11 protein-coding genes and 1 pseudogene are annotated in these 12,347 nt (G+C 39.8%); 8 read left to right on the forward strand and 4 right to left on the reverse strand.

What is annotated here, in order from left to right:
- Positions 1-190: 190 nt before the first annotated feature.
- The 6 genes from RM368_RS24175 to RM368_RS24200 all read left to right on the forward strand — a co-directional run bounded on the left by RM368_RS24175 (position 191) and on the right by RM368_RS24200 (position 5,314).
- Positions 191-469, forward strand: a complete 279-nt coding sequence (locus tag RM368_RS24175; RefSeq protein WP_322696389.1) for a Nif11 family protein — start codon at positions 191-193, stop codon at positions 467-469.
- A gap of 322 nt (positions 470-791) precedes the next feature.
- Positions 792-1,169 (forward strand): hypothetical protein, encoded by a 378-nt coding sequence (locus RM368_RS24180; RefSeq protein WP_322696390.1) that lies wholly within the window; start codon positions 792-794, stop codon positions 1,167-1,169.
- The gene (locus RM368_RS24185; protein ID WP_322696391.1) at positions 1,166-1,882 is read left to right on the forward strand and encodes a hypothetical protein; all 717 of its coding nucleotides are present in this window, start codon (positions 1,166-1,168) and stop codon (positions 1,880-1,882) included. The genes RM368_RS24180 and RM368_RS24185 overlap by 4 nt, the downstream gene beginning before the upstream one ends.
- 30 nt (positions 1,883-1,912) lie before the next feature.
- Positions 1,913-2,233: a Nif11 family protein gene (locus RM368_RS24190; protein WP_322696392.1), complete on the forward strand. Its 321-nt coding sequence runs from the start codon at positions 1,913-1,915 to the stop codon at positions 2,231-2,233.
- Between the two features lie 66 nt (positions 2,234-2,299).
- Positions 2,300-2,587, forward strand: coding sequence for a Nif11 family protein (locus RM368_RS24195; RefSeq protein WP_322696393.1), 288 nt, complete (start codon positions 2,300-2,302; stop codon positions 2,585-2,587).
- Between the two features lie 489 nt (positions 2,588-3,076).
- Positions 3,077-5,314, forward strand: coding sequence for a TOMM precursor leader peptide-binding protein (locus tag RM368_RS24200; RefSeq protein ID WP_322696394.1), 2,238 nt, complete (start codon positions 3,077-3,079; stop codon positions 5,312-5,314).
- Between the two features lie 356 nt (positions 5,315-5,670).
- On the opposite strand, the gene RM368_RS24205 is transcribed toward RM368_RS24200, so the two are convergent.
- The 3 genes from RM368_RS24205 to RM368_RS24215 form a co-directional block, all read right to left on the reverse strand.
- Positions 5,671-7,095, reverse strand: coding sequence for a SagB family peptide dehydrogenase (locus tag RM368_RS24205; protein WP_322696395.1), 1,425 nt, complete (start codon positions 7,093-7,095; stop codon positions 5,671-5,673).
- 7 nt (positions 7,096-7,102) lie between these two features.
- Positions 7,103-8,035 carry a UPF0489 family protein gene (locus RM368_RS24210; protein ID WP_322696396.1) on the reverse strand — a complete coding sequence of 311 codons (933 nt, stop codon included), beginning with the start codon at positions 8,033-8,035 and terminating at the stop codon, positions 7,103-7,105.
- An 89-nt stretch (positions 8,036-8,124) separates the two neighbouring features.
- Positions 8,125-10,722, reverse strand: coding sequence for an NHLP bacteriocin export ABC transporter permease/ATPase subunit (locus RM368_RS24215; protein WP_416212255.1), 2,598 nt, complete (start codon positions 10,720-10,722; stop codon positions 8,125-8,127).
- 239 nt (positions 10,723-10,961) lie between these two features.
- Here RM368_RS24215 and RM368_RS24220 point away from each other — a divergent pair, with 239 nt between their 5' ends.
- Positions 10,962-11,153, forward strand: a complete 192-nt coding sequence (locus RM368_RS24220) for a hypothetical protein (RefSeq protein ID WP_322696398.1) — start codon at positions 10,962-10,964, stop codon at positions 11,151-11,153.
- A gap of 39 nt (positions 11,154-11,192) precedes the next feature.
- Entirely contained in the window at positions 11,193-11,729 is a 537-nt protein-coding gene (locus RM368_RS24225; RefSeq protein WP_322696399.1) for a CHAT domain-containing protein, read from the forward strand.
- 4 nt (positions 11,730-11,733) lie between these two features.
- Here RM368_RS24225 and RM368_RS24230 read toward each other — a convergent pair.
- Positions 11,734-12,075, reverse strand: a pseudogene (locus RM368_RS24230) (hypothetical protein); the annotation flags it as partial.
- Between the last annotated feature and the right edge of the window lie 272 nt (positions 12,076-12,347).

Here is a 12,347-nt window from a genome sequence, read left to right on the forward strand (position 1 = left end):
CGCAAGCGGGGAGGGGATTAAGGGCAGGGAGATAAAGCACAGCTTTGGCGGGGTGGGGTTCTTCGGGTTTAGTAAGTAATTAACCGGATATGATATAAATTGTGTAAATATTTTTATACTTCAAACAAAAATAAAAAATATAACTATAATGTAAAGCGATAAAAATCACCTTTCTAGAGAGAGAGATACAATGAGTCTAGCAGCTTGTACGGAATTTTTAGACAAAATCAATAGCGATGCTGCTTTGCAACAAGAAGCAATTACCGCCTTAGAAGATAAAGAGCAGATTGAAGAAGCAGCTAACGCCTTTGTATTGCTTGGATCAAAGCATGGATATGAATTTACCGCCGCCGAAGCTACCCAAAAGTATCAAGAAATTACTGCTGAGGGAGAAGGGGAACTTGATGAGGCGGCATTGGCACAGGTAGCGGGCGGGATACGCTGGCGAAGAGCAAATGAGGGACTTTGAAGAAGAATTCAGAAGTCAGAATGGGCTACGCCCCGCTACGCTAACAGGAGTCAGAATCAAGACGCTCGTTCGCCCTTGGCGTGCCGTAGGCAAGACTCGCTAACACTGCGCTATCAGTCGGGGATTGGCGATCCGCGACTGATTGTTTTGCACCAAATCTACGATTTGATGGGGATCTTAAACCCAGTTATTCATTCGCCAGTCGGACTCCAATTCATACTGACTTCTGACGACTGACTTCTGAATTCTATCTTGATAACACTCGCCACACCTACTCGCCAATAATCCTTACCAAAAAAATCTAGTGAAGGAAATTGTTAATATGAATTCATGCCAACAGAGCGATTTAGATTTACTTAAACAATACACCTCTGAAGAACTAATTTCTTCAGAAGCTTGGCAAAAAATTGAACAGTTAGTTCCTAAGTTACCGCCATTTTCTCAATTTATTTTAGAGTGCCGTTTAGTGGATGATAATCCTCAAGTAGATTTTTCTACGTATATGCAACAGAAATTACCTGTTTGCACAGACATTTTTAAACACCCGCTTTGGCAACGCATTCAAAACTTCTATCAACAGTGGTTAAATCCAACTTCTCCATTACACGATATTTCAATAGCTGGTCTAGAGTTCGATCTTGAGGACGTTTTAACATACCCGCCTATTCCTAGTTTTTTTTTGGCTTATACAAAGAATTGACTCAAGAATTTCAGGATACAAGCGGCAACATAACTGAACAGGTAACGCTGAAAGCACTTGATAATGCTAAAGAAATTCTGACTCAAGTTTGGGGATTAGTGAAACAAGAAAATATACCCCCTGCTGTCGAGCGAAAACTCGAACAATGCTTCGATTTGATGCCTGCCAATACTGACATTAATATGGTTGGCATGATGTTTGCTCGTCCCGTGCAAACTACCAGACTTCAGTTAGCAGGATTTACAAAAGAACAAACTATTCCCTATTTAGAAAAGATTGGTTGGCAAGGCGAATCAGACCGTTTAGCTCAAATGATGGCGATCGCTCCTGCTAATTTTAGCCCTTTCACACTAACTTTTGATGTAGACGAGCAAGTATATCCGAGAATTGGGTTAAAGTACTTTACTACCTGCACTACCAAAGACGCTCCGCCTTGGCAGGAATTTTTAGAAATCTTAGTGAGACATCAGCTATGCAGTCTAGAAAAAGGGGAGGCATTACGAAAGTGGCCGGGCTATACGCAAATCAAAGCAAGTCCACCAAGTTTCCTCCAGATAATAGAGAATGCTGCGGCACTCCGAGAAAATCGACTGCTCAACGTCATGGAGAGAAATTTCGGTCAAATTAAAATGGTCTATCAGCCCAGACTACCCTTTGAAGCCAAAGCTTATCTCACTTGTTCCTATGTAAATATTCTTGTACCGCGAACCTAGAAATGGCTCTAAAATAAAAAACTTTTTATAATGATGAGCGATAAAAATCATCTTTATAAAGGGAGAGATATAGTGAGTTTAGCAGCTTGTACAGAATTTTTAGACAAAATCAATAGCGATGCCGGTTTGCAACAAGAAACAACTACCGTCTTAGAAGGCAAAGAGGAGATTGAAGAAGCAGCTAATGCCTTTGTCTTGTTTGGGGCAAAGCATGGATATGAATTTACCGCCGCCGAAGCTATCCAAAAGTATCAAGAAGTTATGGCTCAAGCAGAAGGGGAACTTGATGATGAGGTATTAGAACAGGTGGCGGGAGGGAAAAGGGCGTCTGGTGGTGTTTATAGTACATAGCCGAAACGTCATCAATCCGATACAATAAGTGGCAATAAAAATCATCTTTCTAGAGGGAGAGATCCAATGAGTCTAGCAGCTTGTACAGAATTTTTAGACAAAATCAATAGCGATGCCGGTTTGCAACAAGAAACAACTACCGTCTTAGAAGGCAAAGAGGAGATTGAAGAAGCAGCTAATGCCTTTGTCTTGTTTGGGGCAAAGCATGGATATGAATTTACCGCCGCCGAAGCTATCCAAAAGTATCAAGAAGTTATGGCTCAAGCAGAAGGGGAACTTGATGATGAGGTATTGGAACAGGTGGCGGGAGGGAGAAGGTCATCTGGTACTGGTTGTTGTTTTGCTTCTTTCTGATATTAATTAAATTACTCATTAATCGGAGGGAAAAGGTCATCTGCTTGTGGTTGTTGTTATGCTGCATAGCCGAAGCATCGCCATATTGGAACGCGTGGCGGGAGGGATAAAAATAGGACAAAATTCCTGTTTTTCTGTGGCGGCTCAATAAACTGTTGAGGATGTTTTAAAAGCTAGTTTTGTATATATCAAAAGTTTCTCGCTTCCCTTGCATCCCCTTATCAAGGCGGAATTTAAGAAGAATATTACCCCTTCTTGAAGTGGGGATAGAGTGGATATCGATCTAATAGACCTCTTGCAAAAGTGTTTTTTGCAAGAGGTGGGAAAAGGGACTCATGTTAAAGGGGAAAGCGAAAATAACATACCTTTCCCCCTTTCCCCCGCCCCTTATCCCCAGAGGGGGCCCCACCTTCCCCTTTTACCGACTTCTGCAAGAAGTCTAATGAAGCTACTTCACAAACATCCTCTAAAATACCTAATTAAAACCCGATGCTTAATAAACCTAGATTTAAACCAGAATTTCGAGTTGAAATTGTCCAGCCTAAAAAAGTTTACCTATTAAGCGAGTGCAAAAGCTTTGCTTTAACAGGTAATCTTTATGTACTCTTAGCACCTTTGCTTGATGGCAACTACACTGTAGAGCAAATTACGAATAGGCTGAAATGGACAACCAACCGCGCACAAATCGATCGCATCTTAACTAAATTAGCTGATAAAGGTTACATTACTGAAGCAAGCGATCGCCTTCCTGATGCTGTTCAAGCTTTTTGGAGTTACTTAGGGGTTGATAGTGAAACTGCTTTCAGCAGATTGCAAACTACTCGCGTTGCCGTGCAAACTTTCGGCAATATTCAATCAGCACCATTTATCGAAGCTTTAAAAAGTCTGCATATTAATATCAGTAATGAAGCAGACTTTACTGTTGTTTTAACTGACGATTATTTGCAACCAGAATTAGCAGAATTTAATCGCCAAACCCAAAAACCTTGGTTGCTAATTAAGCCTATAGGAATGTTTTCGTGGATTGGGCCAATTTTTATTCCAGGACAAACAGGTTGTTGGCAATGTCTCGCTCATAGATTGCAAAGAAATTTCTCCGTAGAAACTTCTATTAAACAGCAAAAAAGTATCGATACTTCTCTAATTACTTCAACTGCTTTACTGCCTTCTAGCTGGCAAATAAGTTTAAATCTTGCTGCTCAAGAAGTTGCTAAATGGATCGTACTGCAAAAAAGCCCACAGCTAGAAGGTAAAATAATCACTTTTGATACAGAAACTTTATCAACTCAAAACCACACTTTAATTAAACGTCCTCAATGTTCTGTTTGCGGCAATCCAGAGTTTTGGCAAAAGCAACAATTACAGCCAATTGAGTTGCAAAGTCGTCCTAAAAATTTTACTGATGATGGGGGACACCGTACAGTTAGACCAGAACAAACTGTAGAGAAATACAGCAATCAAGTTAGTTGGGTAACGGGTATTGTTAAAGAATTGGTGAAACTAAATACAGCAGAAAATATAATTCATACTTACATTGCAACTTACAAAAGTGCTGAGAATCTCGATAATTACGAGCGCCTGCGAAAGAGTTTAGATTCTTCTATGAGTGCGGGTAAAGGCAAGACAGATAGCCAATCTAAAGCTAGCGCACTTTGTGAAGCTCTAGAACGCTATTCGGGAATTTTTACAGGTGAGGAATATCGCATCAAAGCTACTTTTGCTCAACTCGGAGATGCAGCCATTCACCCTCATAAATGTCTTTTATATAGCGACAAACAATATCAAAATCGTCACGAATGGAACCCTCAGCACGGAAGTTTTGCACAGGTTCCTGACCCTTACGATTTAACTCAAGAGATTGAATGGACACAAGTTTGGTCGCTGACTAACCAAACGCAAAAATATTTACCTACCGCTTTCTGCTATTTTGATTATTCGCTACCCGAAGGACATAAATTCTGCCTTGGAGATTCCAACGGGAATGCAGCAGGTAATACTCTCGAAGAAGCTATTCTGCAAGGGTTTATGGAATTAGTTGAACGGGATAGCGTGGCACTGTGGTGGTATAACCGCGTCAAAAGACCGCAAGTTGATTTAGCGAGTTTCAACGAACCTTATTTGCTCAACTTGCAAGATTATTACCAAACAAAATTACACCGTCAATTGTGGGTGCTGGATATCACCAGCGATTTAAATATTCCCAGCTTTGCTGCAATTTCTCGCCACACTCAGGGAGAAAAAGAAAATATTTTAATCGGATTTGGAACGCATTTCGATCCGACTATTGCTATTTTACGGGCAATGACAGAAGTGAATCAAAGTTTACCTTTCGATTTAGATAATGAAATTGAGTCTGCCCCTGAAAACACTGATATGGCCTACTGGTATGCTAATGCTACTGTCGAAAATCAGCCTTATCTAGTACCTGGCGATCGCACTCCTGCTAAAGTTTATGCAGACTATAATTATTTGGGTAGCAAGTGCGATTTGCGCGAAGATATAGAAATCTGTGCAGAGATCGTCAAAAAATTAGGTTTAGAAATGCTGGTTCTAGACCAAACTCGCCCCGATATTGGCTTGAACGTAGTCAAAGTTATTGTCCCTGGATTACGCCACTTTTGGAATAGGTTTGCTCCAGGTCGCCTTTACGATATCCCAGTTAAGTTAGGTTGGTTATCAGCACCTTTAAAAGAAGAAGAACTTAACCCAATACCAATGTTTATCTAACTAGACTTAATTTTACACTTCCCCTACCTTTAGTTCGGGGAGTCCTTGAGGTACTGTCTTCACCAATTAGGTTAGTTTCAAACTTACGAAACGATTATCTAATACCAATTCACGAAAATAATGAGATAAATGCGTAGGTTGGGTTGAACGCAGTGAAACCCAACATCTACAAGGCTTTGAAGTGTTGGGTTTCGTTCCTCAACCCAACCTACATTTGCATCAAATTTTTTGTGAAATGGTATAAAGGTGAATTAACGTTACATAGTCCACTTTTTGCTCCTAGTTGAACGAAAGCATTAACCGCTAATCAAAAAAATTGCTTGACATTTTCTATTAGTACTAAAATCCTTACTTTTCTAAGTTTGAGAATTAAGGGGACGGCTACCGAGAACAAATTCACCTACAGAACTTTCAGCATAATAATCACATCCTACTGCTTTAGCAAATAAATCAGCATTTCCAGCCCCGATCGCGCAGGGTGCTAAATTCATTGCTGTTGCTACTAAGTAAAAATTTTGGTATAAAACGCCTACGTGCTTGAGAATAAGTGCATAAGCCATAGATTGATACTTCCAAGTTAAGCGTTGAAAGCGAGCCGAAATCATGAGTAAAATTTGCGGTATTTCTTCAACTCCCATTGAACTAGCAGCACTTTGTAATAAGGCTTCTACCAGTTCGTTTTTATCAGTAAGATGGTTTAGTTGGTGCGATAGCGGTTGATAATTATATAAACCAGATGCTAAATTTTGACAACGATTAATAACTGGATAAATTTCTAATTCATAAATTGCTCCACCACCAGGATAGGCACGTTGGCTAAGTTCTGCCAAGTCATGGTTAATAATATTTTTAACTCTGGCGGTTCGATAAAGAAATTCTCCTAATTGTTCTACAGTAATTGGTTGCTCTCCCCACTGACGAATTGATTTTCTTGCTTCTAAAACTTGTGTTAAGGGAATATCTGTTTCTGCTAAAGCAGTTAAGTCAGGTTTATAAAGGTCGATTAAATCATTAGATATTAGAGGTTTTAGGACTGGTAGCGGCTCAATTTCGCCGACAAAACGATAGGTTGCACCAAAAGAATTCGCGTGTCTCCCTGCACGGCTGCGGGTATGAAACAACAAATCGTGAAACTCCCATTGAGCCAGGATTAAGTTTTCATTCTCAGCAATTACGCCGTTTTCATCTACTTTTGAGAGCATTTGACTGGTGAAAAGCAAACTGATAAATTGCTCGGCTATGTCTACAGAAATACCTGGAATTTGCGAGGAAAGTTCATAAATATTCTGAGGGATGCCCAGGAGTGCAATTAAAGCTGCACCTCGCCAATTGAGCCGAATTTGGCAAAAAGATAAAGGCGATTCTAATATAGTTTCCCCTGCTATTTGGTGAGTATAAGCAAAGCGCGAGAGAACATACTTGCTTGTGGTTGATATTGGTTCGGGGGAAATTTGCAAATCAGGGCTGATGGGTATGGCAGTAGCGATCGCCACATCATTTACTACAATTGAATAGCAAAGCCATCCCAATTTTGCCAGCTTTTTGAGATACAAATTAAATTTTTGCCATCCCTCAAAACCGTCACTTTCACAAACAATCTTTTTGAGTTGCGAGGGTAAAGTTGAAACAGTTGCTAGAGTTTTTAAAGCTGTTCTCAATCCAGGTTTGGGATTCTTAAATGTTAGTCGTCGCTCCTCCAACTGAAGAATTATAGAACTGTCTTCCGGTGGCGCGATCGCAGCAATGTCTTTTCTCAATGAAACTAAAAATTCTGATGGCATATTTTAATCAAATTTGGCTTAATGCTGCGCCGGTATCTAAAGGTTGGGGTTTAATTTGCTCTAAACTGACAAAATTAAGATGGTACAATTCTCCCAATCTTTTTAATAAATTATCTTCAATAAACTGGCATTGATCGGCAGGAGTATAACCACTAATGCGCGATCGACAAATATCAATCATGCTGGCCTGCACTTTTTTCTGGACTAAAAACTCAATTAATTGGTCAATTCTCTCCAAAATTTTATCTTCGGAAAGTTTCAGGATATTGGGAAATAATTCTGTTTCGGGAAATTCGTTAAACAATAGATAATATTTGCCGTCTTCAATCTCGGCTCTAATTGAGCTACCATAAGTTATTCGCAAAAATTGATAATTATCTCTCTGAAAACTTTGATATTGGGATTCAGTAATTTCTATTCTGCCTTTATCATTATAATATCTGTTATTACAAGAAAAGTAATCTAAATCGATATCCAAAACCACAGTTTTATTTTCAGGAAACTCATCTTTAACTGTTAAACAAGTATATTTAGCAGTTTTATATTTAGGATCGAGTAAAACTGCCCCGATATTCTTGACATTTTTGGTTAGAAATATCGTTTCTTCTGGATCGCAAGCGTAAACAGACATAAACTGAGAAATTACCTCTTTTTGTCTTGGGCGCAGCCAAAAAACTTGATTAAATACTCTCTGATAAACTGCGGGAACAATAAAACTAGCAATATTTAATTCGTGATATGTAAAATCATAAATATCTTGAAGATTGCCATTTATAGAACTGAGAGAGCGAGTAAATCTAGGTGTTGCCATATCTGAATGTTCGTCGATATGCAGCAATATATTTTTTGACTTGGGAATGATATTTTGGCTAATAGCATAATGCCAAATCCAAAATGCTTCGTGATGTTCTTCCACGATCAAAACGGGAATAGCAGCCATATTTATACCTTTTAAATCCCAATTGTTGAATTATAGATACCTCGTCTAAGCTGAAATGATAGTTTCATAATCGACAATTGGCAATAGTATTAAGCAACTTGCCTAGCCATCAAATCGGCAAAAATTCCAGGTTTAGCCATTAACTCATCAAACGTGCCTTGCTGCATTACCTGTCCTGCTGCAATTACATAAATGCGATCGGCATTGCGAATCGTACTAAGGCGGTGAGCGATCGCAATCCGAGTTACTTTTAACTGTTCTAAACTTTGACTGACAATTGCTTGCGTGCGATTATCTAAAGCACTGGTCGCCTCATCAAAAATCAAAATTCTCGGCTTTAATACCAAAGAACGAGCAATTAATAAACGCTGGCGCTGTCCTCCAGATAAATTCGAGCCACCCTCAGAAATTACTGTGTGCATTCCCATCGGCATTTGTTCGATATCGGCAGCAAAACCCGCCATTCTTGCTGCTTCCCAAGCTTCATCCATTGTTACTAACGCACCGCTAGAAATATTCTCAAAAATAGAGGCGCCATTAATGCGACCGTTTTGCAGCACTACTCCCAATTGCCGCCTGATCGCTGAAATATCCAAACCCGATAGATCCTGACCGTCATAATAAATCGTGCCGTCTTCTGGTTGTTCAAAGCCCAATAGCAAACGCACGATTGTAGATTTACCGCTACCAGAAGGCCCGACTAAAGCAATAAACTCTCCTGGTTTGGCTTCAATTGATACTTTATCTAAAGTTAATGGGCCGTCTTCTCGGTAGCGAAAATTAACGCGATCGAATTTGACACCGCCTTCTAATCGACCAGGATCGCTTTTATCTAAATCCACTTCTGGCAATTCTGTTAAAATCGGTTGAGCGCGTTCCCAAAGTACGGCAACTTCTAACACGCTAACAATCGCATTGCTCAATTTAGTTGCACCGCCAATAAATAGCCCAAAAGCACTATTAAATGCTAAAAAAGTTCCAGTCGAAAATTTTGCGCCTCCTCCTAACTGATGCATGATAATCCCGACAGTCAAGGAAAAAATTAGCATCGAACTAATAGTTGGTAGAACCTGATTGATAACTGTTACTGTATCGGCGATCGCTGTACTTTTGAGCATGAATTTTAGTTGCTGGCTAAATCCTTTTGACCAGTAAGCAAATGCCCGTTCTTCTGCCGCCGCTACCCGCAATTTAGATACGCCGTTGAGAAGTTCTACTGTTAGCCCGAATATCTCGCCTTGTAACTCTTGCATTGGCTTAATAATTCTGCGAGAAAAAATGCTAGAAATTGTTGTGGCTAACAAGTTAATAAAGGCGATCGCTAAAGCTACCAATGCTAATTGACTGCTATAAACAAATAACAATCCCAAATTCAGCAGCGCAAAAAAGCTAGAAAATATTGTGCCGATAATGTTACTGCTGAGAAGTTTGTGAATTTGGGCGATCGCCGAAACGCGAGATTGCAAGTCGCCAGTCGAATATTTACGAAAGAAAGATACTCGTAATTTTAATAACCGATCCCAAACTGCGGCTTGGTTTTGCACCTCTAGTACAGTTTCAATTCGAGCGATGGCAATATTTTGAACTAAATTAAAAACTGCATTTCCAAAACTAACTGCTAATAAACCCAAACCAATTTGTAATAAAATTCCCCGATTGGCATCCGGAATTGCTTTATCAATCAAAATCCCTGTTGCTAGGGGGGTAAGCATTCCTAGCAAAGCAGAAGTAACCCCTAACACTAGCACGGTCAAAATTTCTCGCTCGCGTCCGCGCAACGCAAACTTAATAATATCTACTGTTTTTAGTACCCGTTCGGGAAACGGGCGATAAAGCATATAAGCAATTGGAGAAATTAACCTGGCTGTGTCTATATTGACAGCGATGCGACGGCGTTCGTGAGGACTGAAAACTTCATAGCGATCGCTACCTATAGGTAATAAAGCCACTGGACAATCGCCTTCTGCGGTGTATGCTAACAACGGGCCGCTATCAGACTCCCACCACTTACCGCTTAAAATAACCCGCCTTGTGCGAATCCGCGAAGCGCGAGCGATCGCTTCTAGGGGATCTTTTATTCGCTTGGGATCTTCCGATCTAGCAGGCGGACGAATTTCAATTCCCAACGTCCGACCAACCGCACCCACAGCAATTAATAATTCTGTTCCTTCTTGCAGAAATTCTGCTTCTTGAGGGCGAAAAATACTCGTCAATTCCCCTAACGCCCGTTCGCTAGCTTGTTGATTAAGTTGCAAACGGGCGTTAAACTGCTGAAAACGGGTTTTTTCTTCCTGCTGTTCTAGTTCGTGCAAACAGCGCCAAAGATCGCTGTGAAATTGCTGCAAGCGTTCTAAGGTTGCAGCTGTGCCACTAATTTCTTCTGGCTTAATTCCATCCAAAACTATATCAGTATCGTCAAAAACTGCAACTAAGCGATCGCTCCATTGACGCAGGCTAGAGGGAATTGGAAATAAACTTTCATTCCCCTTTAGGCTGTATTGTCCCCAGTTTGTTAGATCTACTGCTTGCAACTGAGTTTCTTCGTAACCAATAGCAATCAGCGAGTAAGAATTCCCTTCTAAATTTACAGAAATTCCGAATATAACATCCCCTGGATTGATATCGAATAAGTAACGACGCGCTCCTTGCTCTATACCGTTTGCTGTTCCGACAGCAAACAAAGCCATTGTCCCTGATAATACCAACCATGCAGTATCAGAACGAGCCAACTTTAGAGGATTATTACCTTTAACAATAGTTTCAGAATTGCTATAGTTCAAATTATTACTCCCGGTTCGCCCATTTTTTTCTGAGTTAGCCAAAAAACTATACAGAAAGACATATTCCAAAAGGAACTAAGTGGGTATAAGTTCGGGATTATAGCATTTGAATCCGTAATTACAAACGAACGAGTTGTGGGCAAAATTTGGGAACTATTAGTTCCCATTTCCTCTACTTGTTCATTTTGGGAACTCAAGCACAAGAATATTTAATCCAACAATACGCAATTGTAACTACTCCTAGTATCCGCTTGACTGCACCAAAATCGAGCGATCGCCCCTTAGAACAAGCTCTAATTTTGGGTTTAACGAAAGCAGCAATTATAGATAAACAATAGTTTCAAGCATTAAACTATGCCGAAAAGGAAATTGAAGCAGTGAAACAATTTTTTCCCAATAGTAGATTTTTTATTGATACAAAATTTGCTCCAAAAACTCTTAAAACAGAACTAGGTAGTAAAAACATTTTTCCTATCGTTCATATAGTCAGTCACGCACAATTTGGCACAATTCCTGAAGATACATTTATTGCCACGGGAAATAACAGTAAACTCACAATTAGCGAACTCGAAGCTGCTTTAAGTAACCTTTGCGGTCAAGCAAATGCATTAGAATTGTTAGTACTCACAGCCTGTCAAACAGCACTGGGAGACGATCGCGCTACATTGGATTTAGCGGGAGTTGCATTACAACTTGGTGTTAAAAGTGCAGTAGCTTCATTATGGTCAGTTCAGGATAAATCAACAGCGCTTTTAGTTGAGGAATTTTATCGTAATTTGAAAAAGCCAAGGATGACGAAACTTGAAGCTTTACGTCAAGCACAAATTAAGATGATCGAGTTAACTGGAGAGCAATCGGTGTTTGCAAGTCCAGCATTTTGGTCGCCGTTTATTTTGATTGGTAATTGGGTTTAATTTTAGCGATCGCAAATCCCCCCTGATGATTGTCGATTTCATGTTTTATCCGTACTAAAGCTTTGACATAACTGCTTTGTACCAAAAAATTTTGCTCTGGATATTGTTTGAGTAGTTGCTCGATCAGTTTGATTCCAGTATCAGTAGTCGCATTCATTCCCTCACTCGCAGGAATCGATAAATCGACCACAATCAAATTCAAAGGTGCTTTTTCCTGCTCTCTATCTTCCTGTTTTACTTGCATCTGAGCTATTTTTTCTAAAGCGTCTCGTGCAGTTTTCACCTGAAGAAATTCTGTGTCTGGATATTGTCGTTTCAGTACATCGAGGGTTCCAGTTAAAATCATTTGATGGTCATCGACAACCAATATTTTTTGGTGTTTGAAGTTTTGAGACTCTAATTGTATTTGGTTCTTTGCTAACTTATTCACATCAATTTCAACCATAAATTCTATACTCCTACTTTATAAATTTCAGTTGAGTATTCTGTGTAACTAGTAAATGAATAAAGGGTTTAATACCCCTGACTTCTAGCCCTTGTCATTACCAACATCTTTTAAACTAACTGGGTGATAAAATCAGCAGCCCAACACATATCCTGTAATCGCAACCAGCCTCG

The sequence above is a fragment of the Nostoc sp. DedSLP03 genome (genome assembly GCF_034530815.1).
In the GTDB taxonomy this organism is placed as follows: Bacteria; Cyanobacteriota; Cyanobacteriia; order Cyanobacteriales; family Nostocaceae; genus Nostoc.